The sequence below is a fragment of the Paractinoplanes abujensis genome (assembly GCF_014204895.1).
In the GTDB taxonomy this organism is placed as follows: Bacteria; Actinomycetota; Actinomycetes; order Mycobacteriales; family Micromonosporaceae; genus Actinoplanes; species Actinoplanes abujensis.
Genome location: NZ_JACHMF010000001.1, coordinates 1,346,753 through 1,370,365 on the forward strand (window position 1 = coordinate 1,346,753; position 23,613 = coordinate 1,370,365).

Consider the following 23,613-nt stretch of genomic DNA (forward strand, 5'->3'; position numbering starts at 1 on the left):
CGGTTTCAGTGCCGGAACCCCTCGGAACGAAAGGTCCACCCCCATGCGCATCCTCGCCGTCGGAGCGGGCGGTGTCGGATCCGCCGCCGCGCTGATCGCGGCCCGCCGCGACTTCTTCGACCTGTTCGTCGTGGCCGACTACGATCTCGGCCGCGCTGAGAAGGCGGCCGGCTTGACGAACGACGCCCGATTCGTCCCCGCGAAGATCGACGCGTCCAGTGCGGAAGCGGTCGCCGCACTCTGCCGCGAACACGAGATCACCCACGTCTTCAACGCCGTCGACCCGCGCTTCGTCATGCCGGTCTTCGACGGTGCCGCGGCCGCCGGGGCGCACTACCTCGACATGGCGATGTCGCTGTCGAAACCGCACCCCGTTTCCCCGTACGAGCAAACCGGGGTGAAACTGGGTGACGACCAGTTCGCGGCGGCCGGATCATGGGCGGCCGCGAACCGGTTGGCGCTGGTCGGCATCGGAGTGGAGCCCGGCCTGTCGGACATCTTCGCGAAGTACGCCGCCGAGCACCTGTTCACCGAGATCGACGAGATCGGTGTGCGGGACGGGGCGAACCTGGTCGTCGAGGGTTACGACTTCGCACCGTCGTTCTCGGTGTGGACGACCATCGAGGAGTGCCTGAACCCGCCGGTCATCTACGAGCGCGACCGCGGCTGGTACACGACCGAGCCGTTCGCCGAGCCCGAAGTGTTCGACTTCCCCGGCGGCATCGGGCCGGTCGAGTGCGTGCACGTCGAGCACGAGGAGGTGCTGCTGATCCCGCGCTGGGTCGAGGCCCGCAAGGTCACCTTCAAGTACGGGCTGGGCACCGAGTTCATCGATGTGCTCAAGACGCTGCGCAAGCTGGGTCTGGACAAGACGGATCCGGTACGGGTCAAGGGTGTCGACGTCTCCCCGCGGGACGTCGTCGCGGCCGCGCTGCCCGACCCGGCCTCGCTGGGCGACCGGATGACGGGCAAGACCTGCGCCGGTACGTGGGTGACGGGCACCGGCAAGGACGGCCGGCCGCGCGAGGTGTACCTGTATCACCTGGTCGACAACGAGTGGTCGATGCGCGAGTACGGCGCCCAGGCCGTCGTGTGGCAGACCGCGGTCAACCCGGTCGTCGCCCTCGAACTGCTCGCCGACGGCACGTGGACCGGCGTGGGCGTCCTGGGCCCGGAGGCCTTCGACCCCGTGCCCTTTTTGGACAAGCTGGTCGAGTACGGCTCGCCCTGGGACCTGCAGGAGCGATAGGGGAAGCGGGGCCGCCCGCCAGCGGCCCCACGCCTGTCTACAGAGCGTGCATCACGTGCTTGATGCGGGTGTAGTCCTCCAGGCCGTACACGGAGAGGTCCTTGCCGTGGCCGGAGTGCTTGAAGCCGCCGTGCGGCATCTCGGCCACCAGCGGGATGTGGCAGTTGACCCACACGCAGCCGAAGTCGAGGCGCTGGGTCATCCGCATCGCGCGGGCGTGGTCCTTGGTCCAGACCGACGAGGCCAGGCCGTACTCGACGCCGTTGGCCCAGGCCACCGCCTCGTCCTCGTCGCTGAACTGCTGGACCGTGATGACCGGCCCGAAGATCTCGTCCTGCACCGCCTCGTCCGTCTGCTTGAGACCGGAGACGACCGTGGGCGCGTAGTAGAAGCCGCGGTCACCCACCCGCACACCGCCCGCGTCGAGCGCCGCGTGGTCGGGCAGCCGGTCGACGAAACCGGAGACCCGCTCGAACTGGCGGCTGTTGTTGAGCGGGCCGAACAGCACGTCCTCGTCGTCGGCGGCGCCGGTCTTGGTGTTCTTGGCCTGCTCGGCCAGCGCGGCCACGAAGTCGCTGTAGACCCGGGGCGAGGCCAGCACGCGGGTGGCCGCGGTGCAGTCCTGGCCGGCGTTGAAGTAGCCGCCCACGGCGATCGCCTCGGCCGCGGCCGCGATGTCGGCGTCGTCGAAGACCACGACCGGGGCCTTGCCGCCCAGCTCCAGGTGGGTGCGCTTGAGGTCGGCGGAGGCGGCCGACGCGACCTCCATGCCCGCCCGGACCGAGCCGGTGATCGACACCATCTGCGGCGTCTTGTGGGTGACCAGCGCGCGGCCGGTGTCGCGGTCGCCGACGACGACGTTGAGCACGCCCGGCGGCAGGAACTCGGCGGCGATCTCGGCCAGCATGACCGTGGTGACGGGGGTGGTGTCGGACGGCTTGAGCACGACCGTGTTGCCGGCCGCGATCGCCGGCGCGAGCTTCCACACAGCCATCATCAGCGGGTAGTTCCACGGCGTGACCTGCGCGCACACGCCGACCGGCTCGCGCCGCACGTAGCTCTCGAAGCCCTGCAGGTATTGCCCGGCCGAACGGCCCTCGAGCAGCCGGGCGGCGCCCGCGAAGAACCGGATCTGGTCGACCGCCGGGGGCAGCTCCTCGCTCGCGGTCAGGCCCAGCGGCTTGCCCGTGTTCTGCGACTCCGCCTTGACCAGCTCGCCGGCCCGCGCCTCGATGGCGTCGGCGAACTTGAGCAGGGCCTGCTGCCGCTCGCTGGGGGTGGTGTTGCGCCACTTCTCGAACGCGGCCGAGGCGGCGCCCATCGCCTTGTCGACGTCGGCCTCGCCGGACACCGGGGCCGACGCGAACACCTCGCCGGTGGCCGGGTCGATCAGGTCCTCGTAGCGGCCGTCGGCGGGCGCGGCCGACTCGCCACCGATGAAGTTGTGCAGCACGGTCTTCGCGGTCACGCGGTCTCCAGACGCAGGATCTCACTGTTTGGCTGCCATCCTGCCACTGATTCCGTAGCAGGCAAGAGTTCGGCCTCAGCTCCGGCGGCACCCGGCCGAACCGGAGAAAGTGGGGCCGACAGCGGGCGCGACCGGTGCGGACGGCCGGCTGACCGACGCCGCCCGGCTGCAGCGGCTGCGCGGCACCGGCATGCTCGACGGCCGCACCTATCCCTCGCTCGACCGTCTGGCCCGGGCCGCCGCCCATCAGCTGCGCGCGCCGCGGGCGCTGGTGTCGCTGGTCGGTTCGGAGCGGCGCCGCGTCGTGGGGCATTCGGGTCCGCCGCCCGAGCGCACCTTCTGCCCGATCGTGGTGGACACCGACGCGCCCCTGATGATCAGTGACGCCCGCGCCGACGACCGGGTCAGCGGGCATCCGGCGCTGGAGGACGGCGTCGTCGCGTACGCGGGCTTCCCGATCCGCAGTCCCGACGGTTACCCGCTGGGCGCGTTCGGCGTGCTGGACGACCGGCCCCGCGACTGGGAACCCCGCGAGCTGCTGCTGATCGAGGACCTGGCGGGCGCGGCCGAGACCGAGATCGCCTTGCGGGCCCGGGAACGCGCACTGGCGCTGACCGCGGACCGGCTGCGCGGGATGCTGGCCAACGCCCCCGACGCGCACGTGGCGATCGACGCGTACGGGGTGGTGACCGGCTGGAACTCCGCCGCCGAGCAGCTGTTCGGATACCCCGGGAGCCAGGCCGTGGGGCGCCCGGTGGCCGACCTCATCATCCCGGAGCGGTTCGCGGCGGCCCACGCGGCGGGCCTGGCCCGGATGCACAGCGGCGGCTCCTCCACGATCATGGGCCGGCGCTTCGAGCTGGTCGCCCGCAACCGCGCCGGCGCCGAGTTCGGCGTCGAGATGAGCCTGATGCAGATCCACGGCGGCTTCCACGCGTTCCTGCACGACATCACCGACCGGCAGGCCGAGCGCCGTCAGCTCGAACACGAGCGGGCATTCCTGCAGGCCCTGCTGGACAGCCTGGACACCGGGGTCGGCGCGTGCGACGAGGACGGCCGGCTGACCCTGTTCAACCAGGCGCTGCGCGACATCCACCGGCGCGGGGTGAGCGAGGACCTGCCCGCCGAGGACTGGTCCCGCGCCTACGACATGTACGGGCCGGACGGGCGCACGCCGTTGCGCACCGACGAGATCCCGCTGATCAAGGCGCACGCGGGGGAGCGGGTGGACGGGGCCGAGATGGTGATCGCGCCGCCGGGCGGGCCGGCTCGCCGTTTCCACGCCAACGCGCGCCCGCTGGAGACCCCGGACGGCCGCCGGCTGGGCGCCGTGGTGGCCATGCACGACATCACCGAGCAGCGCCGCCTGGAGACGTTCCGCGAGCTGCGGCTGGCCGTCGCGCGCGGGCTGGCCGACTCGCACAGCGCGGGCGAGGCCGCCGACCGTACGGTGGCCGCGGTCGGCGCCGGGCTGGGCTGGGCCCTGGGCGAGTTCTGGCAGGCCGACGACCTGTCCGGCACGATCGTGCGGGTCGGCAACTGGGCCGCGCCCGGCCACGGCGTCAAGGACCGGCCCCCGCTGGTGCGGCGCGGCGTCGGGATCGCCGGGCGGGTCTGGGAGAGCGGCGGCGAGCTGTGGATCCCCGAGGTGCTCGACGACCCCCGGACGGTGCTCAAAGCGGCCCAGGTGCGGGCGGCCGGGCTGCACAGTGCGATCGGCGTGCCCGTGCGGTCGGACCAGAGGATTCTCGGCGTGCTGCTGTTCTTCACGGCCGTGCCGCTGGAACCCGACCCGGAGATCCTCGACCTGCTCGACGGCGTGTGCGCGCACCTGGGCCGGCACATGGAACGCCGCCGGGCCGAGGAGCTGGCCCTGAGCCTGGCCGCCACCCAGGCCCGGCTGGCCGCCAACCGCGAGGAGATGGTCGGCATGGTCAGCCACGAGCTGCGCAACCCGCTCGGGGCGATCCGCAGCTACAGCGAGACCCTGCTCGACGACCCCCACCTCAGCGACGAGCAGCGGCACCTGGCCGAGGTGATCGACCGGCGCTCGGCGCACATGCAGCACCTCGTGGACGACCTGCTCGACCTGGCCCGGCTCGAGGCGGGCCAGCTGCACATCGACCCGCAGCCGATCTCCGCGGCCCGGCTGGTGCGCGAGGCGGTGCAGGCGCAGCAGCCCGCGGCCGCCGCCAAAGGTCTGACGCTGACGATGGAGGTGCCGCGCCACCTGCCCGTGCACGCCGACCCCGTACGGCTGCGGCAGGTCCTCGACAACCTGGTGACCAACGCGGTCAAGTACACGCCCGGCGGCGGCACGGTCGCGGTCACCGCGCACCTGACCGCGGGCGAGGAGGGCGACGCGGTCATCGAGGTCGCCGACACCGGCATCGGGGTGCCCCCCGACGAGTACGACCGCCTGTTCGACCGCTTCTTCCGGGCCAGCAACGCCGTGCGCAACGGCACCAAGGGCACCGGGCTCGGCCTGGCCATCACCAAGGCCATCGTCGACGCCCACGGGGGCTCAGTGTCGGCCGCTCCCGTCCCCGCCGGCGGGAGCGTCTTCGCCGTCACCCTGCCCGTCGCCGCCGACTGACTTCTTGGTGGCGGCGCCGAAAGAGATCGCGAATGCCGTCCCGATCGAGATCCCGAAGATCAGCCCCACGATCGCCCCGTCGAACATGAGCAGGCCGATCGCGCAGCCGACGGCCAAACCGGCGCCCCAGGCCCAAGCCGGGATACCCCACATGTCACTCCACTACCCGGGAGCACCGCGGGATAAGCGTTTCGCGACGAACAGGGTCGTCCGGCGGCAATGATCGTTAAGAGTTCCGACATCACATGAGGGGGACAGGAACATGCGGGCGCTGGTGCGGGTCGTCATCGCTGGGGCGGTCGTGGCCGCCGGACTCGCGACGGGCGGGCCCGCGAACGCGGCGGTGACGTACGACCCGGAGACCAAGAAGGGCTACGTCGCGAAGACCGACCTGCTCAAGGCCTTCGGCTGGACCGAGGCGACGCTCAACGCCAAGGCGGCCGGGATCGTCTTCAACCACGACTTCTGGACCGACGACACCTACACGGTGACCTGCGGCAAACGGACGTTCGCGCTGGTGCACCACCGCGAGTTCGGCCGCTACGAGCTGTTCGACGCGGCGATCACCGGCAAACGGGCCCGCGGCGCCCAGGGGTACGCGGCCACGGTGACCGGCTTCTGGGTGACCGGCCCCCGCTTCGGCATCTCGGGCACCACCGTGGGCCCCGCGCCCGGTCAGCCGTGCCCCGACGACGCCAAGAGCAAGGTCACGAAGGCCAAGCTCACGGCGACGTCGAAGGGCTGGGCGCTGCAGGTCAGCTCGGGCGAGCTGAGCCGCCGGCTGCGAACCGGTTCGGCGCCGGCCTAGCGGAACTGCGGGACCAGCTCCTCGGCCAGGCGCAGCAGCGGGGCGTGGTCGTAGGCGACCCGCGGGACGTAGAAGATCACATAGTCCGCGCCCGCCTCGGCCACCCGCTCGACCCGGGCGATCGTGTCGGCCGTGGACTCGGTCAGGTCCAGCTCGATGGTCGTCGACTTGGTGATCGCGGCGTAGTCGCGGCCCAGGCGGTCGCAGTGCTCGCGGAGCACGCCCAGCTTGTGCCGCACGACCTCGGGGTCGCCGCCGCCCACGTTGCAGCCGTCGGCGTACTGCGCGACCAGCTTCAGCGTCACCTTCTCGCCGCCCCCGCCGAGCCAGAAGTCGGGCTTGCGCCGCGGCTGGTTGATCGGCTCGTCGATCGAGTAGTGCTTGCCCCGGAACGCGGGCCGGTCCTCGGTCCACATCTTGTGCACGATCTCGACGGCCTCACGGAACTCGCTCATCCGCTGCGGCACGTCCTTCCACTCGTAGCCGTAGGCCTTCCACTCGTGCTCGTACCAGCCGGCGCCCAGCCCGGCGATCAGCCGGCCGTGCGACGCCACGTCGACCGTGGACGCGATCTTGGCGTACAGGGAAGGCTGGCGGTAGCCGTTGCAGCCGACCATCTGACCGATGCGGACCCGGCTGGTGTCGCGGGCCAGTGTCGACGTGGCCGTCCAGCACTCGAAGACGCTGTTCAGCGTGGGTTCGGGCACCGTGTGGAAGTGGTCGTAGAGCCAGATCGCGTCCCACGGGCCGGCGTCGGCGACCCGGGCCACCTCGGTCATCGCCTCGTACTGCTCGACCGGGTCGGCGATCTCGACCAGGTCCATCTTCCAGCCCTGCGGCACGAACACCCCGAAACGTACGCTCATGGCCTCAACCTAATCGACGCTTGGCAAACTTCGCCCACAGGTCCAGAGTGTCGGGAGATCGCGCAGCACGGGGGAAGCAGGATCGGATGTACTACATAGCTCTGGGCGCCGTCCGCCGGCGTTCCGGGCCGGCATCGCTGTTGGCCCTGCTCGCCGCGCTGCTGGCGACCGGGGCGAGCTGCGCTGCGTGGTACGGGCTGAGCGTCGCCTCGCAATCGGCGGGGGCGGAGGCCACCCGGTCGCCGGTCGCGGAGCGGATCATCGAGGTGCGGCAGGCCGGGGAGAGCAGCGACGACCCGCGCGGCGCCCTCGACACGTTCGCCACGACCGTACGGGGTCTGCTGCCCGTGCCGTCGGGAACGCCGGTGCTCGGCGTGGTGGCCGAGGCGACGTACGTCTACCCGGGCCGGGGCGGGGCGTCGACCGGGCTGCCGGTCGCGTACCGGGACGGGTTCTGCGAGCACGTGCGGCTGACCGGCGCGTGCCCGGCCACCGCGAACGAGGCCGTGATCAGCGCCGACACCGCGCGCCGGCTCAAGCTCAGGACCGGCGACACGTTCCGGGTGCGCGCGGCCACCTCGCGGTCGATCCCGATCGCGTACCGGGTGACCGGCGTCTACGAGCACGCCGAGCCGGGCAGCGCGTACTGGAGCAGCAAGCTCTTCCGGGCCCAGGGCTCCCTCGACCCGCTGTTCACGTCGCTCGACTCGTTCCGTGACCCGTTGCTGGTGCGCCAGACGTACGTGTGGGATCTCGACGTGCCGCTGCCCCTGCTGCGCGGCGACGGCGCGTACGACCTGAACGGTCTGGTCAACGAGGCCGCGCCGAGCTTCGCGGCGGCCCGGCTGCAACTGTCCGCGCCGACCGGCAAGCTGGTCGACCGGGTCCGCGAGGAGCGGCTGGAGGTGGCCGGGGGAGTCGCCGTCGGGATGGGGCAGCTGGCCCTGCTCGGCTGGTTCGCGATCGCGCTGGCGGGCCGCTACACGGGCCGCGAGCGCCGCGAGGACGCCGGGCTGCTCAAGCTGCGCGGCAGCACCTCCCGCGGCATTCTGCGCCTCGCGCTGGGCCAGCATCTGCTGCCGCTGGCCGCGGGTGGGCTGGCCGGGTGGGTGGCCGGCTTCCTTCTCGCCTGGCCCCTGGCGGGCGCGCTCCCGGTGACCGTCGAGCTGTGGGCGGCCCTGCTGCTCTCGTTCGGCCTGGTGGTCGTCACCCTGGGGATCGCCCTGCTCGTGCTGCTGGCGGTGGACGCGCTGCAGCAACGGGCCCCCGTCGCGGCGCTGTTGCGGCGGGTGCCGTCGGCGCGGCGGGACTGGCGTTCCGGCGTGGTCGACCTGGCCCTGGTCGCGCTGGCCGCGGGGGCCGTCTACCAGGCCCGTACGAGCGGCAGCGGTCTCGGCCTCGTCGCGCCCGCGCTGGTCGCGCTGGCCGTGGGGTTGCTGCTGGCCCGGTTGCTGCGGTCGCTGGCCGACCGGGTGGGCGCGGCGGCGCTGCGGGCGGGCCGGATCCGGCTCGGGCTCACCGCCGTCCGGGTGTCCCGCCAGCCCGGCACCGACCGCGTGTTCGCCCTGATCGTGGTCTCGGTCGCGATGATGGCGCTGACGCTGGGCACGTTCGCGGGCCTGCGCACCGAGCAGGCCGACCGCGCCCGCGTCGAGCTGGGCGCGCCCCGGGTGCTCACGGTCTCCGCCGCCACCCGGACAGAGCTGCTGTACGCCGTGCGCCGCGCCGACCCCGAGGGCCGGTACGCCATGGCCGCCGTCGTCGACACCACGGGCACTCCGCCCGTGCTGGCCGTGGACAGCGCCCGCCTGGGCGCCGTGGCCACCTGGCGTCCCGAGTACGGCCCGGTCACGGCGCTGACCACCACTCCCGTTCCCACGGCGCTGCCCCTGATCACCGGCGACCGGCTCACCGTGGCCGTGACCAGCCGCCGCACCACCACGACCCTGCTCGGCGCGACCCTGCAGCACGAGGGCACCGGCGAGCCGGTACGGGTCGAGTTCAGGGGCATCCGCGCCGGAGCGGGCACGGCCTCGGCCGCGGTGCCGCGCTGCGCCACGGCCCCCGGGTGCCGGCTCGTCGGCTGGGAGCTCTACACGCCCGAAGGCTCGGACGACGGCTCGGTCACCATCCGCCTGCTCGACCAGCAGAACCCGCGGGCCACCGTGCTCACCGCCGCCCAGCTGGCCGACGTGCGGAACTGGCGCGGCGATTTCAGCACCCCGGCCGTGCACATCACCGCGGCCGGCGGCGGCCTCACCCTGCAGACCGTTCCGGCCGGCTCGATCAAGGTCGCGGCGGCCGATGCGCCGCTGCCGCTGCCGCTCGTCATGGCCGGACCGCCCCCGAGCAGCTGGGTCTTCGAGGACTCGGCGGTGGGCCGGTTCGGCGATCCGGCCACCCCGGTCCGGGTCGCCGCCGCCGCGACCGTGCTGCCGGTGCTCGGTCCGCAGGGTGTGCTGACCGACCTGGACGCGGCCCGGCGTGTGGCCGGCGACAGCGACCAGGGCGGCACGCTGCAGGTCTGGCTCACCGCCGACGCCCCCGAGTCCGTGGTCGACGCCATCGGCCTGCCCGTGCTGGCCGATCGCACGGCCGGCGCCCGGGCTCGCGACCTGGCCGCGGACGCCTCGGTCGTCACCGCGCCGTTCGGACTGTTCACGGCGGTCGTGGCCGCGCTGGTCGCGGCGGGTCTGCTCGCGCTGGCCGCCGCCGTGGACCGGGAGGCACAGCTCGAGAACCTGCGCGCGCTGCGGGCGCAGGGCCTGACCCGGCGTGTCGCGCTCGGCACGACGTACGCGGGGGCGGGCTCGCTGGCCCTGGCCGGGCTGCTCGGCGGGCTGACGGCGGCACTGGCCGCGCGTCCGATCGCCGCCGTCACCGTGCCCGGCTTCCCGGACGGCTGGCGGGTCGTCCCGCCGCCGGACGCGCTCGGCCCGGCCGCGCTGGCCGCGGCGGCCGTGGCCGGCCTGATCGTCCTGGGCGCGACGGCCTGGCTGTCGGTCCGCCGGCTGCGGGCGGAGCTCTCATGATCGCCCTGGTGCTGACCATGGTCTGGGCCCGCCGCGGGCAGGCCGCCGTGGTGGCGTTGCTGGCCATGCTCGGCGTCGCGGCCGCGGTCGCCGCCCCGGCCTACCTGCGCGCGGCCGACCGGGCCGTGGCCGCGGGCCAGGTCGAGACGGCGGACCCGGACGAGCTGACCATCGCCGTGCGCGCCTTCCAGCTCGACCAGCGCCAGGCCAAGCCCGAAGCCGACCCGGCCGGCCCCGACCTGGAACAGAGCGGCTCGGCGGTGCTCGGCATGCCGGGCTACGACTACGTGTACTCGGTGGACTATCCGTCCATCGGCATCGAACCCTCGGTCGCCTACCCGACCCGGTTCGCCTACCGCCAGGGCGTGTGCGATCACGTGGTCATCACCGCCGGCCGGTGCCTGATCGGCGAGGCCGACGTGATCCTGCCCGAGGCGACCGGCGCGCGGCTGAAACTGGCCCCGGGCGACTCCGTCGAGTTGAGGGCCGCGAAACGGATCGCGCCGCGCGGGCAACCGTCGTTCTTCGCGCCCGACGGCGATCCGAAACGCTTCCTGATCGCCGGGCTCTACACGGTGCCCGACCAGCAGAACATCTTCTGGGGCGAGCACAACTATTTCGCGCCCCCGTCCGGCCTGCCCCCGGGGGCCAACCAGCCCGTCTTCGTCACGTCGGCCACGGTGCAGACCATGGACAAGGGCGCCGTCGAGGCCGGTCTCGACGCGTTCCCCCGCCCCGGTGCGCTCGAGGTCGACAACCTTCCCGCCGTACGGGAGGGCTTGTCCGCCGTCCAAGCCGGCGCGACCTCCCTGGGCGCCGGCATCGAGCTCCGCAGCGAGCTGCCCGCGCTGCTCGACCGGATCGACTCCGGACGCGAGGCGGGCCACCGCATCGTGCCCGTGCTGGCCGTCGCGCTCGTCCTGCTGGCCTGCCTCACGATCTTCCTGGCCGTGGGCTACGGCACCGAGGGGCGGCGGCCCGAACTGGCCGTGGTCGCCCTGCGCGGCGCCCGCTGGGGGCAGCGCTGGTGGCTGGCGACCGGCGAGAACGTGGTGTCGGTTCTGCTCGGTGCCGTCCTGGGCTGCCTGGCCGGGCAACTGCTGGTCAACGCGTTCAGCGCCTACCGCTTCCCCGGCGTCGGGGCCGACCCCGGCCTCGGCTCGCTGCGCTGGGCCCCCTTGGCCGCGGGCGCCGCCCTGCTCACGGCCGTGCTGGCCGAGCGCCGGCAGATCGCCACCCCGGTGGCCGAGCTGCTGCGCCGCGCGCCCGCCGTGCCGAACAGTGCCCGCGCGATCGCCGTCGAGGCCGTCGTCGTGCTCCTGGCCGCAGTCGCGGTGCTGCAGCTCAGCACGGAACTACGCGGCGTCGGCACCGCAGCGGCCGCCCTCGTGCTGGTGGCCGGTTCGCTGGTCGCCGCGCGGCTGCTGGTGCCGCTGGCCACGCTGCTGGGCCGCCGGGCGCTGCGGCGCGGCCGGCTCGGCGTGGCCCTGGCCGGCCTGCAGATCTCCCGCCGGCCCGGCGCGGTCCGGCTCTTCGCGCTGATCACAGCAGCGGTCGCCGTCGTCGGCTACGCCGCCGCGGCGGTTGACGTGGCGGCCCGGGGCCGGGCCGCCGAGTCGGTGATCGGCACCGGCGCGGCCCGGGTGCTCGAAGTCGGCCCCACCGGCCGGCAGAACCTGCTGGCCGCGGTGCGCGCCGTCGACCCGGCGGGCACGTTCGCGATGGCCGCGATGAGGATGCCCGAAGACGGGGGCGCCCCGGCGGCGGTGGCCGTCGACACCTCCCGGCTGGCGGCGGTGGCGGCGTGGCCGGCCGGCGCCCCCGCGGCCGGCGAGGTCGCGGCGGCCCTGCGCGGCGCGGGCGGCCCACGGGTCGAGGTGCACGGCGCGAAGGTCGCGTTCGACATCACGGCAACGGGTTTCCCGGACGGAAAGGCGGTCGGGGTCAGCGTGGTGCTGTCACCCCGCACCGGGGGCAACGACGAGATCATCGAGCTCGGCGTCCTGCGGCCCGGCCGCGACACGTACGGGCAGACCGTGCCCGCCTGCGCCCAGGGCTGCACGCTGAACTCGCTGCGCGTCTACGGCGGCCAGAACACCCTCGACGTGGCCGGCCAGATCACCGTGCACGGGCTCAGCGGCGGCGATCCCGGCGACGGCGTGCCGTCCGGCGTGCTCACCGACCCGGCCCGCTGGCGCACCACCGAAGGCGGCCGGCTCGGCCCCGCCGGCCCCGACGGCCTGCACATCGAGGTGACCTCGCTCAACGGCCTGCCCGCGGGCCTGTTCGTGCTGCCCGCCACGGCCCCCTTCCCGCTCCCGGTGGCCACTTCCGGAATCGTCGCCCTGCCCACGGTCACAGGCCTGGACGCCCGCCCGGTGCCGGTCACCGTGACGACGAAACTGCCGGCCGTGCCCGGTGCCGGCTCCCCGGCCGTGCTGACCGACCTCGACAACGCCGACCACGTCGCCACCGACGGCGCCGCAGTGGGCGGCGGCCTGGTCTGGCTCAACGACAAGGCCCCCGCCGACGTCGCCGCCCAACTGGCCGCCCACGGCCTGACGATCACCGCCGACACCCGCGCGGCCCAGATCCGCGCCCGCCTCGACACCCAGGGCCCCGCCATCGCCCTGTGGTTCTACGTCATCGTCGCGGCCCTGGCCACCGCCCTGGCCGCGGGCGCCCTGACCCTGGCCGCCTCCGTCGACCGCGACCGCCGCGTCGAAGACATGTCGGCGTTGCGCACGCAGGGCCTGACCCGCCAGGCCCTGCGCCAGGCCACCCTGTGGACCTATCCCGTGCTGATAGTCGTCGCCTTGCTGGCCGGGGTGGGTGTCTCGATGCTGGGCTGGTGGCTGACCGGCTGGGCCTTGCCCCTGGCCGGCCTCACCCCACCGGCCATCCCCCTGGCCGGCTGGCCCCGGCCCCTGACCGTCGCCTTCACCGCCACGGCGGCTCTGCTCCTGCTGGCCGGCGTGGCCGTCCTGACCGGCCGCCGCACCCTGCGCCGTATCCGCTGACCGCCTTCCCGGCCGTCTCGAGGTCACCGGGGGCGGGAGCGGCCGCATGGCGTGGGCCGGCCAACGGCGGATGAGTGGCCGTCCCCGATCTTCTGAGCCGCCGCCGGTGTTCCCTGCCGGCCGAAGCGCCACGGCACCGGCACCAGGCGTCCGGGAAGTCCACCTCGCCAGTTGGTCCTGGTGGCACGAGGCGCTCGGGGCCGAGCCGATCGAGCGGCCCAGCGGTCAGGCCGTGCGCGGCCGCCCCGGTCATGGACGCGGCCGTCAAGACCCGATCGATGCCGGCCGCTCCGGCGTCTCGCGCGGCGGCGCCCGGCTGCCTGCTCGAACCCGCCCCTTGGGCGACCGGTCCTTCGTGCTGCGGTAGGGCCACGCAGCCTGGTGAAGACCTTGGCCGCCGCCGGGCCTCAGCCCGGGGCGCCGGCCCCCGGCCGGGCCCTGCACGGCCGCTTCGCCGACGAGCCGGGCGTCGGACCCGGTCAGGATCTGCGCAGCGCGTTCGCGAGTCCCCGCTCGTGCCCGCGCAGCTCCCGCCGGGCCCGCCGCTGTTCACCGGCCGCACCGACGAGTCGTATCGGCTGGCCGCCTCTCGCAACGCCGGGAGCAGCCCGCTGGTGGTCGCGCCGGACGGCCCGGCAGCTTGGGCAAATAGGCCCTGGCCTGCGTCGACACCGTCGCGTCCCGGCTTCTCCGGCGGCCGGCTCTATCGGGACCTGCACGGCAAGCAACCCGCCGCGGCCGTTCGCGCCCTCCTGGACGGGGAGGGCCTGCGCCCACCCCGGCCCGCGAGCACATCGGACGCGCAGGTGGGCCTGTACCGCAGCCTGACTGCGGATATTGTTCGCCCGCCGTCTGGCGGTGAGCCCGTGGGCGGCGGGCCGGCCGACGAGATCATCGAACTGTGCGGCCGTTCACCGCCCGGCGGCCTCATGGAGCAGGGGTGGGGGAACCGGCCCGGATGGCTTCGGCCACCACGTGGGCGGTGACCTGGCGCAGGTGCTCGACGTCGACCTCGGCGTCCAGCTCGCCCGTGGCCAGGGCCACCACCGCGTCGCCGTCGTAGCTGGTGTGAACCGGGTCGAGGGCGCGCGCGAACCCGGTGTGGGCGCTCCGGGCGAGCAGGTGGCAGTCCTTCTTGCCCAGCTTGGCGTCGGTCAGCACCACCCCGATGGTGGTGTTGGCCGACGGGAACGGCGGCGGCGCGGGGGTGATGTCGGCCGGTGGGTTCTCGCCGGCGCGGACCACGTCGCCCCAGGCGTTCACCGCGATCACCGCCGCGATCGATGCCGGGCCGGCCCGTCCGCGGGCCACGCCGAGACCGCTCGGGACGAGTTCGCCTCGCCACTTCCCGGTCGCCGCGCCCGTGCCCGCGCCCACCCGGCCCGCCGCGAACGGCGCACCCGCCAGGGCCGATTCGGCGGCCGCGCGCCCGGCTTCGGCGTACGGCGGGGGGTCGGCCACGGCCGCGTCGAACAGGGACAGGCCCACGACGATCGGCACGAGGCCGGCCGGGGTGGGCAGGCCGAGCCCACGTTCGCGCAGCAGCCGCATCACACCGTCGCCGGCGGCCAGTCCGAACGCGGAGCCGCCGGAGAGCACCACGGCATCGACGCGGTCGACCAGCCGTACGGGATCAAGCAACTCGAACTCCCGCGAGGCCGGCGCACCGCCGCGCACCTCGCCCGAACCGACGGTGCCGGGCGGCGGCAGGATCACGGTGACTCCGGTGCCGTCGCCCGTCCAGTGGCCGGCCCACGCCGACAGAAGCTGGGGTTCGCCCATCCACTAATGATCCACCGTCTGGGCGGGAGCCTCGAAGGGTACGGCTGCCGGCGTCGATCGAGCATCGCGCGTCGTGCGGTTGGCGCGCTCGTCGCAGAACATAATCCTGTGATGCTTCTGACTCCCGGGGATCGTTGCGGTCGGTGGAGCGTTATTGTTTGCGCGAGCAAATACTTCGTCTCCGAGGGAACAACATGAGTGAGCTCAACCTGCTGGTCGTCATCGGCAGCACCCGCCCGGGCCGGATCGGGCCCACGGTCGCCGAGTGGTTCGTCGACGCGGCCAAGGCGCACGGCGGCTTCCAGGTCTCCGTGGCCGACCTCGCCGAGGAAGATCTGCCCCTGTTCGACGAGCCTCACCACCCCCGGATGCGCAACTACCAGAACGACCACACGAAGCGCTGGAGCGAGAAGGTCGACGCGGCCGACGCCATCGTCTTCGTGATCCCGGAATACAACTACGGCCTGGGTGCGGCCTTCAAGAACGCCCTGGACTACCTGCACCACGAGTGGAACTACAAGCCGGCCAGCGTCGTCAGCTACGGCGGCGTCTCAGCGGGCACGCGCTCGGCCATGGCGCTGACCGGTGCCGCGTACGCGCTGCGTCTTTTCCTCGTGCCGGCCGCGGTGAACATCCCGTTCGTGCACAGTCTCGTGCACGACGGCCAGTTCCAGCCGAACGACGTCACCACGGCCGCCGCCACCACCATGCTGGACGAACTGGCCCGGGTGGCCCCGGTGATGCGCCCGCTGCGAAACGCCTGACCGATCATCCGATCGGGGGACGCCTGGCCTTCGAGGCTCGGGGTAAACACGGGCGCGTGGAATACATTGCCGCTCGTGAACCCGGGGAGGTGCTCGTGGCCCTCGCCGACGGAACCACCTCGGTGCTCGCGGGCGGTCAGAGCCTCGTCCCCGACATGGTCGACGGCCGGGTCCGGCCCCGCCGCCTGGTCGACATCAACCAGGTCAAGGAGTTCGACCGGCTGACCCAGGTGGACGGCACGCTGCGGATCGGCCCGCTCGTCCGGCACCGCACGTTCGAGTCGGACCGGGTCGGCGGCGGGCTCGGCCTGCTGCTGCGCACAGTCGTGGGCTACATCGGACACCCGCCCGTCCGGGCCCGCGGCACCGTGCTGGGCAGCCTGACCTACGCCCACCCGGCCGCCGAATGGCCGGCTGTGGCGACGATCCTCGGTGCGCGATTCGAGCTGGCCGGCCCGGACGGGCGGCGCAGCGTGCTCGCCGAGCATTTCTACACGGGCCCCTTCGAGACCGTACGACGCCCCGAGGAACTGCTGGTCGAGGTGAGCCTGCCTGTGCTGCCCGCGGGCACCGGCGCCGGGTTCGCCGAGCAGCGGCCGGGCGACGCCCGCTATGCCGAGTCCGCCGCCATGGCCGCCGTGACCGTGCTCGACGGACGCGTCACCGGGGCCCTGATCGGCTTGGTCAACGCGGGCCCGTGCCCGGTCCGCGCCCGCACCGCCGAGCAACTGCTGGTCGGCACCGGCTTCTGCGACGCCGACGTCAAGGCGGCGGCCGAGGCGGCCGCCACCGAGGACGCCACCCTGCGCCACCACCCCGCCGCCGACTGGCCGCGTCACCGGCGCAACCTGGAACGCCTGACCCGCCGCGCCCTGACCCAGGCCCGCGAAACGCTCACCTGACCTGGTCGGCCCGGCGGCCCAGCGGACGGACCGGTGCGCCTGATTACCTCGGAGGTAATCGACCCGGGCGAGCGTTCACCCCACGATCGGGAGATGACTGCTTATGCGATGGCGCATCTGCGCACCACGTCCAGCCACGGCGACGTGTTCGAGTACATCGAGCGCATCCAGGACACCATGGACCCGTACGGGGGAAGGTTCGTCGTGCACGGGCCCGAGGTGGAGGTCCTGGAGGGGGAGTGGCCGGGCACCCTCGTGATTCTCGAGTTTCCTGACCTCGAGGCGGCCCGCGACTGGTATGCGTCGCCCGCCTATCAGGAGATTCTGCCGTTGCGGACGCGGCACATCGAGGGGGACACGCTGATCTTCGAGGGTGTCGGCCGGGGTTATGACGCTCGGGTCACCGCGGCCGCCCTTCGGGCTGCGGCGGGGGTTAGAGTGCCTCGATAGACATCGATGTCTTTCGATCAGGGGGTCCCGCCGTGAGATGGAAGCTCGCCGCCGCCACCGCCGTGTTGTTCACCGCCGGCCTGATCGGGGTGCCGGCCGCGGCCCAAGCCGGTCCGCTCGTGTCCGCCCGGCCCAGCCCGCAGGAGGTGGGCCGCGCGCTCGCCACGCTCGCGCGGGTCAGTGACGGGCGGGTGCGGCTCGGGATCATCGGGCGCAGCAACGAGGGACGGCCGCTGCGGCTGGCCAGCGTGGGCCACGGCCGGACGCGGCTGCTCTTCGTGACGCAGCAGCACGGTGACGAGCCGCTGGGGACACCGGCCGCCGTACGGGCCCTGCGGGAACTGGGGGTGGGCAACAGCGCCTGGCACAAGTGGCTGCGCAGCCGGGTGACGGTCGACGTCGTGGTGCAGGCCAACCCGGACGGGGCCGTGCGTAACCAGCGCTACAACCACGACCCGGGCGCGGCGGGGGAGTACTCCGAGCCGGGCGTGGGCTACGACATCAACCGGTTCCACAATCCGCTGACGCCGATCGAGGACAACCCGGTGCCGGAGTCGCGGGCCGTGCTGCGCTACTGGCACAAGACCCACCCGCGGGTGGTCGTCGACTATCACATGCAGGGGCGTTACCGGCAGCCCGACGGGCGGGAGACGACCGCGTCCATCCTGTGGCCGACCAGCCCGCTGGTGCAGGGCAAGCCGCTGGACGCCGCGCGGCGGGTCGCGGTGTTCACCTACGACGCGATGACGGAGCGGGCCGGCGCCGACGTCACGCGGTACCCGGGCGGTGACTACGAGGGCATCGCGCGCAACGCGTACGGGATCCTGGGCAGTGCCTCACTGCTGGCCGAGCTGTCCGACCTCCCCGCCGACCAGGTCGAGTTCCAGATCAATTCCGCGTACGTGTCGATGGTGTCCACGGTTACGGCGGCCGCCGACGGGTCGTTGTGGCGGGTGGATCCGGCGCGGGCCGACACCGTTCCGGCGCGGGGTCCGTCGCTGCCGGGGGCGATCTCGACTCTGTCCCGGGCCGACGCCGCCTGACCGGATCACCGTGGCCGGGGCCGGGGGCGCTAAGGTCTCGGCATGGGGCGTGGCGCGAACCTCGGTCTCGAGCTGAGGGGCGCGCTGCGGGCCTTCGGGTTTCCGCCGGTGTCCAAGGCGCGCTCCGACGGCCTGCTCGCGGTCGGAGGCGACCTCGGGCCCGAGCGGCTGCTGGTGGCCTACGCGAACGGAATCTTCCCCTGGCCCACGACCGGCTCCAAGGTGCTGCCGTGGTTCTGCCCCAGCCCGCGCACGGTGCTGGTGCCCGGGCAGATCACGGTGGGCCGCAGTGTGCGCCGGGTGGTGCGCCGCAGGCCGTACACGCTGACCTTCGACCGTGCGTTCCCCGAGGTGATCGAGGCCTGTTCGGTGGTGCCGCGCGCCGACGACGGCACGTGGATCACACCGGCCATGGTGCAGGGCTACATCCGGCTGCACGAACTCGGGTTCGCGCACTCGGTCGAGGCGTGGGACGGTGACGAGCTGGTCGGTGGCCTCTACGGGGTGTCGCTGGGCGCGGCCTTCTTCGGCGAGTCGATGTTCCGCCGGGCCTCGGACGCCTCCAAGGTGGCACTGATCGAGTTGCTCGACCAGTTGCATGCCTGGGACTTCCGGTTCGTCGACTGCCAGATGATGACCCCGCACGTGCGCCGCCTGGGCGCGCAGGAGTGGGAGATGGACCGCTTCCAGCTGGAGCTGGGCCGGGCACTGGAGCGGGAGACCAGGCGTGGGCCGTGGTCTCCCGCCGCAGCGGACTAGATCGTCGCCGGGAAGCGCGGCCACACGCGGTGCTGAGCCAGCAGCGGCTGCAGCTCGGTAAGCGCCGCCGAACCGGAGTCGGCGCTGATCACACCGGGGGTGCCGGCGATGCCGGCCGCGGCCAGCACGTCCACGCCGCCACCCCAGGCCGCGATCGCCTTGGCGTGCCGCCAGGCCTCCTCGACCAGCAGCAGCACCCGCGGGTCGATCGTGACCGGGGCGCCGGCGCCGGCCTTGGCGTCGCGGGCCGGGATCGCGTCGGGCGCGGGGGCCGGGGCGCCGGCCAGCAGGATCGCGTCGAACTCGATCGAGCGGGCGGTGGCGAAGGTGCGCTGCACGGTCACGCCGGCGACCTCACCGCCGTGCGGGGCGATCACCAGCGGCACCATGCCCGCGTTGAAGATCGCCGTGCGGACCGCGGCCACCCCGTCCAGCCCGGCCGCCGGGTCCACCACGATGCCGATCAGCCGGCCGTCCGCGGGCCACTCGCCGCCGATCTGCGACAGCGCCGGGCTCGGCTCGACCGTTTCGAACGGGACCGTCGGCTCCGGCGCGGGCAGGCCCAGACCGGTCGCGACCTGCTCGCACAGCACCGGGTCGATGTTGGCCAGGCACTGCACCTGACGCTCCTTGATCGCCTGCTCGTAGCACTTGGCCAGCTCGAACGTGTACGCCCGGACGATGTGCTCCTTCTCGACCGGGGTCATGCTCTGCCAGAACTGGCGCACCTGGGTGTAGTGGTCGTCGAACGACACCGGGTTCGCGCGCACCTTGGTCGACTCGGCCACCCGTACGGGGACGTCCAGGAAACCGGTGTCGGTGGTGAACGGGTTGCCGCCGTCGAGCGAGTTCGGCCGGTACGGGGCCACACCGCCGTGCACCGCGTGCTGGTGCAGGCCGTCGCGCAGCATGTCGTTGACCGGCGCGTGCGGGCGGTTGATCGGGATCTGCATGAAGTTGGGGCCGCCCAGCCGGCTGAGCTGCGTGTCCACGTACGAGAAAAGGCGGCCCTGCAGCAGCGGGTCGTTGGTCACGTCGATGCCCGGCGGGAGGTGGCCCAGGTGGAAGGCGACCTGCTCGACCTCGGCGTGGAAGTTGGTCGGTACGCCGGTCAGCACCAGCTTGCCGACGGGCTGCACGGGCGCCAGCTCCTCCGGCACGATCTTGGTCGCGTCCAGCAGGTCGATGCCCGCGAACGTCTCCTCCTCGGTGTCCGGGAAGACCTGCAGGCCCAGCTCCCACTCGGGGAACGCGCCGGCCTCGATCGAGTCGTACAGGTCGCGGCGGTGGAAGTCGGGGTCGACGCCACCGGCGATCTGGGCCTCCTCCCAGTCCAGGGAGTGCACGCCCAGCTTGGGCTTCCAGTGGAACTTGGCCAGCACGGTCTCGCCGGCCTCGTTGACCAGCCGGAACGTGTGGACGCCGAAGCCCTCCATGTGCCGGTACGAGCGCGGGATGCCGCGGTCGGACATGTTCCACATGGTGTGGTGCTGGGCCTCGGTGTGCAGCGAGACGAAATCCCAGAACGTGTCGTGCGCGCTCTGCGCCTGCGGGATCTCGCGGTCCGGGTGCCACTTGGCCGCGTGGACGATGTCCGGGAACTTGATGGCGTCCTGGATGAAGAAGACCGGGATGTTGTTGCCGACCAGGTCGAACGTGCCCTCGTCGGTGTAGAACTTCGTGGCGAAACCGCGGGTGTCGCGCACGGTGTCGGCCGAGCCGCGCGAGCCGAGCACGGTCGAGAAACGGACGAAGACCTGAGTCTCCTTGCCCTTGGCCAGGAACCCGGCCTTGGTCAGCTCGGAGGCGGTGCCGTAGCCGGTGAACGTGCCGTGCGCCCCGGCGCCGCGGGCGTGCACGACCCGCTCCGGGATGCGCTCGTGGTCGAAGTGCGTGATCTTCTCGCGGAAGTGGTGATCCTGCAGCAGGACCGGTCCGCGCGGGCCGGCCTTGAGCGAGTGGTCGGTGTCGCGCAGCCGGGCCCCCTGCGAGGTGGTCAGGAATTCGCCCTGCTGCGACTTGCTGACCTTGGGGGCGCCGGTGGGGGCGCCGGTCGGCGTGACCGTCTCGGGGGCGTCCTGCTCGCTCTTGGGCGGCGGCGGACCCTGCGGCGAGGTCGGCTCGTCGACGGTGGGTGTCCCGCTGCCCGGCGAGCCCGGAATGCGGTCGCCCAGCGCCTCCGACACCTTCGCGGCGGCCGCCTCCACGACGTCCTTGACCTTCTTGGCGGGCTTACTAGCACTCATCGGTCGGCGCTCCTCCTGAGGTTCGTTGCTGCCGTGGCACGGCTACCCGGAGAAAATGCCCGCAAACTGGAACAGATCCGGAAAATTGTCCCCGTTGGCCTCCAGGGGCCAGCGGATGCCCGCGGGGGCCAGGGCTAAACGACCGACTCCACGCGAGGTGCCGCGGGCTGCCCCGAACGGCGATTCGCGCGAACAGCCGGATCAGGCCGGGGCGGGTCCGGTGGAGTCGCGGACTATCAGCGTGTGGCCGGTGGAGCGGCGGCGTGGACGGGCTGCCGGGGGGCGCAGGGCCAGCGCCAGGGCCATCTTGCCCATGTCGGTCATCGGCAGGCGGATCGTGGTCAGGCTGGGGGCCAGGTCGGCCGCTACCGAGACGTCGTCGAAGCCGACCACCGACATGCGCTCGGGCACCGGTACGCCGTGGGCGCGCAGGGTGGACAGGACGCCCATGGCCATGGCGTCGTTGAGGGCGATGATCGCCGTGGTGGCCGGGTGGTCGCGCAGGATCTGTTCGGTGGCGGCCACGCCGCCGTCGCGGGTGAAGTCGGTGTGCACGACGGGCAGGTCGGCCATCGACAGGCCCGCCTTGGTGATCGCCGCGGTCACGCCGGCCAGCCGGTCGACGACCGTGTTGAGGTCGGCTGTGCCGGAGGCGATGGCTATCCGGCGGTGGCCCAGTTCGAGCAGGTGCCGGGTGAGGGCTTCGCCGCCGGCTTCGTTGTCGGGCAGCACCGCGTCGACGCCGAGCGAGTGGCGGCCGATCACGGCGACCCGCCCGCCGCCCCGTACGTAGGCCGACAACTCGTCGCGAGCGGCCGCCTCGTGCCGGGTGTCGGCGAAACCGGAGCCGGCCACGATGATGATCCGGACCCGCTGGTTGATCAGGTGACGGATCTGGCGCAGTTCGTGTTCGGGGTCGCGACCGGAGTGGCAGATCTGCACGAGCAGGCCCTGCTCGTCGGCGACCCGGATGACCCCGCCCGCGATCTCGGAGAAGTACGGGTCGTCGACCTGGTGCACGACCAGTCCCACAGTGGAGCTGGCCCCGCCGGCCAGGGTGCGGGCATACGGGTTGGCCACGTAGCCCATCTCTTCCGAGATCTGCCGGATGCGGGCCGCGACCTCCTCGCTCACACCGTCGCGACCGGCCAGCGCGCGCGAGGCCGTGGCCAGCGAGACGCCGGCGCGTTCGGCGATGTCGACGAGGCGGAGCCTCACACCGGGCTTGGGCATGCGTCAACTCTCCATGAGCCGGAGACGGGCCGGGTCGGCGGGGCGGTGGGAGCACTGGACTGCAACAAAGTTTCCGGGGTGTTGCATGTGACCCATCGATCACTTTAGGCTACGTAAGCGCTTTCGCAAGCGCTTACGTCCCGGCAAAGGAGCTGTGCGGATGCGTTCACCCGCGAGACGTACCACTGGGGCCCTGGTGCTCAGCGCCGCCCTCACACTCGGCCTCGCCGCCTGTGGCGGGGGCGACGACGGCGGTGGGGGTGGCAGCGACGACCCGATCGTCGTGGGCATCTCCCTACCGCTGACCGGCGACTTCTCCGAGCCCGGGAAGGGTGTCCAGGAGGGGTACGAGGCCTGGGCCAAGATAACGAACGACAAGGGCGGCCTCCTCGGCGGCCGCAAGATCGAGCTGAAGATCCTGGACGACCAGTCCAACGCGGACCGGGTCGTCGCCGACTACGAGCAACTCATCGGCAGCGACCAGGTCGACCTGGTCGTCGGGCCGTTCTCGACCCGCCTGGTGGTGCCCTCGGCCCGGGTCGCGCAGGAGTACGGCATGCTCTTCGTCGAGCCCGCCGGCGCCGCCGCCGAGGTGTTCAACCAGGGCTTCAAGAACCTGTTCTACGCGGCCCCCGCGGTCGCCGACGACCACTACAACCACCTGGCCGAATACCTGCTGGCCCTGCCCGCGGGCGAGAAGCCCGAGACGGTCGCCTACGCGGCCATGGACGACCCCTTCGCGCAGGGCACGGCGTACGGGCTCAAGAAGAAGCTTGAGGCGGGCGGCGTCAAAACCGTGGTGGACGAGGTCTACCCGCCCAACACCACCGACTTCGGCAGCATCGCGGCCAAGATCGCCGCGGCCAAGCCGGACATGGTGGTCGGCGGCTCGCAGTACCAGGACGGCGTCAACCTGATCGTGGCCCTGCAGCAGCTCAACTATCAGCCCAAGCTGGCCGCGTTCTCCACCGCCCCGACGAACCCCGAGTTCGCCAAGGCGATCGGCAACAAGACCGAGGGCATCCTGTCGCCCACCGGTTACAGCCAGGACGCGCCGTACGAGAGCAACAAGGAGTTCGTCGAGAAGTTCACGGCCCAGTTCGGCCGGGCGCCCGAGGAGGACCAGGCCAACGGCTACACCACCGGTCAGGTCGTCGCGGCCGCGGTCGAGGCGGCCGGGTGCGCCGAGCAGGGCGACTGCCAGCAGAAGCTGATCGACTGGCTGCACAGCAACACGGTCGACACCGTGGTCGGCCCGCTCAAGTGGGACGCCACCGGCAAGCCGCAGGGCGCCCACATGATCCAGCAGTGGGTCGGCGACGACATCAAGATCGTCCTCCCGGCCGACGCCAAGGAGGCCGACCTGGTCTACCCGAAGCCGGCCTGGTGATCGTC

16 protein-coding genes are annotated in these 23,613 nt (G+C 72.8%); 11 read left to right on the forward strand and 5 right to left on the reverse strand.

All coding sequences use genetic code 11. The features are described 5' to 3' along the window. Positions 1 to 43 precede the first annotated feature (43 nt). Positions 44 to 1,249, forward strand: coding sequence for a saccharopine dehydrogenase family protein (locus BKA14_RS05565; protein ID WP_184949844.1), 1,206 nt, complete (start codon positions 44 to 46; stop codon positions 1,247 to 1,249). A 37-nt stretch (positions 1,250 to 1,286) separates the two neighbouring features. Here the strand turns inward: BKA14_RS05565 and BKA14_RS05570 are convergent, their stop codons facing one another. Beyond that, positions 1,287 to 2,717 carry a gamma-aminobutyraldehyde dehydrogenase gene (locus tag BKA14_RS05570; protein ID WP_184949845.1) on the reverse strand — a complete coding sequence of 477 codons (1,431 nt, stop codon included), beginning with the start codon at positions 2,715 to 2,717 and terminating at the stop codon, positions 1,287 to 1,289. 109 nt (positions 2,718 to 2,826) lie between these two features. Here BKA14_RS05570 and BKA14_RS05575 point away from each other — a divergent pair, with 109 nt between their 5' ends. Both BKA14_RS05575 and BKA14_RS05580 read left to right on the forward strand, forming a co-directional pair. Next, complete coding sequence (locus BKA14_RS05575) at positions 2,827 to 5,313, forward strand: ATP-binding protein (protein WP_184949846.1); 2,487 nt, start codon at positions 2,827 to 2,829, stop codon at positions 5,311 to 5,313. A gap of 262 nt (positions 5,314 to 5,575) precedes the next feature. Then, complete coding sequence (locus BKA14_RS05580; RefSeq protein ID WP_184949847.1) at positions 5,576 to 6,121, forward strand: hypothetical protein; 546 nt, start codon at positions 5,576 to 5,578, stop codon at positions 6,119 to 6,121. Here BKA14_RS05580 and BKA14_RS05585 read toward each other — a convergent pair. Next, positions 6,118 to 6,987: an LLM class F420-dependent oxidoreductase gene (locus tag BKA14_RS05585; protein WP_184949848.1), complete on the reverse strand. Its 870-nt coding sequence runs from the start codon at positions 6,985 to 6,987 to the stop codon at positions 6,118 to 6,120. The genes BKA14_RS05580 and BKA14_RS05585 overlap by 4 nt on opposite strands. An 86-nt stretch (positions 6,988 to 7,073) precedes the next feature. Between BKA14_RS05585 and BKA14_RS05590 the strand changes: the two genes are divergently transcribed. Both BKA14_RS05590 and BKA14_RS44925 read left to right on the forward strand, forming a co-directional pair. Next, the gene (locus BKA14_RS05590) at positions 7,074 to 10,019 is read left to right on the forward strand and encodes an FtsX-like permease family protein (RefSeq protein ID WP_184949849.1); all 2,946 of its coding nucleotides are present in this window, start codon (positions 7,074 to 7,076) and stop codon (positions 10,017 to 10,019) included. Continuing rightward, on the forward strand, positions 10,016 to 13,039 hold the full coding sequence (locus BKA14_RS44925; RefSeq protein WP_184949850.1) for an FtsX-like permease family protein: 3,024 nt from the start codon (positions 10,016 to 10,018) through the stop codon (positions 13,037 to 13,039). Before BKA14_RS05590 ends, BKA14_RS44925 begins: the two co-directional genes overlap by 4 nt. 927 nt (positions 13,040 to 13,966) lie before the next feature. Here BKA14_RS44925 and BKA14_RS05600 read toward each other — a convergent pair. Continuing rightward, positions 13,967 to 14,821, reverse strand: coding sequence for a P1 family peptidase (locus tag BKA14_RS05600; protein WP_184949851.1), 855 nt, complete (start codon positions 14,819 to 14,821; stop codon positions 13,967 to 13,969). 194 nt (positions 14,822 to 15,015) lie between these two features. Between BKA14_RS05600 and BKA14_RS05605 the strand changes: the two genes are divergently transcribed. The 5 genes from BKA14_RS05605 to aat all read left to right on the forward strand — a co-directional run bounded on the left by BKA14_RS05605 (position 15,016) and on the right by aat (position 18,739). Then, positions 15,016 to 15,585 carry an NADPH-dependent FMN reductase gene (locus BKA14_RS05605; protein ID WP_184949852.1) on the forward strand — a complete coding sequence of 190 codons (570 nt, stop codon included), beginning with the start codon at positions 15,016 to 15,018 and terminating at the stop codon, positions 15,583 to 15,585. Between the two features lie 56 nt (positions 15,586 to 15,641). Beyond that, complete coding sequence (locus BKA14_RS05610) at positions 15,642 to 16,487, forward strand: FAD binding domain-containing protein (RefSeq protein ID WP_184949853.1); 846 nt, start codon at positions 15,642 to 15,644, stop codon at positions 16,485 to 16,487. A gap of 93 nt (positions 16,488 to 16,580) precedes the next feature. Next, on the forward strand, positions 16,581 to 16,937 hold the full coding sequence (locus BKA14_RS05615; protein WP_184949854.1) for a DUF1330 domain-containing protein: 357 nt from the start codon (positions 16,581 to 16,583) through the stop codon (positions 16,935 to 16,937). Positions 16,938 to 16,969: 32 nt separating this feature from the next. After that, a complete protein-coding gene (locus BKA14_RS05620; RefSeq protein WP_203722006.1) occupies positions 16,970 to 17,980 on the forward strand; it encodes a M14 family zinc carboxypeptidase in 1,011 nt (336 codons plus the stop codon). 42 nt (positions 17,981 to 18,022) lie between these two features. Then, complete coding sequence (gene aat / locus BKA14_RS05625; protein ID WP_184949855.1) at positions 18,023 to 18,739, forward strand: leucyl/phenylalanyl-tRNA--protein transferase; 717 nt, start codon at positions 18,023 to 18,025, stop codon at positions 18,737 to 18,739. Here aat and BKA14_RS05630 read toward each other — a convergent pair. After that, complete coding sequence (locus BKA14_RS05630; RefSeq protein ID WP_184949856.1) at positions 18,736 to 20,985, reverse strand: catalase; 2,250 nt, start codon at positions 20,983 to 20,985, stop codon at positions 18,736 to 18,738. The genes aat and BKA14_RS05630 overlap by 4 nt on opposite strands. A 201-nt stretch (positions 20,986 to 21,186) precedes the next feature. Then, a complete protein-coding gene (locus tag BKA14_RS05635; RefSeq protein ID WP_184949857.1) occupies positions 21,187 to 22,218 on the reverse strand; it encodes a LacI family DNA-binding transcriptional regulator in 1,032 nt (343 codons plus the stop codon). 160 nt (positions 22,219 to 22,378) lie between these two features. Here BKA14_RS05635 and BKA14_RS05640 point away from each other — a divergent pair, with 160 nt between their 5' ends. Next, entirely contained in the window at positions 22,379 to 23,608 is a 1,230-nt protein-coding gene (locus BKA14_RS05640; protein ID WP_184949858.1) for an amino acid ABC transporter substrate-binding protein, read from the forward strand. The last annotated feature ends 5 nt before the right edge of the window (positions 23,609 to 23,613 follow it).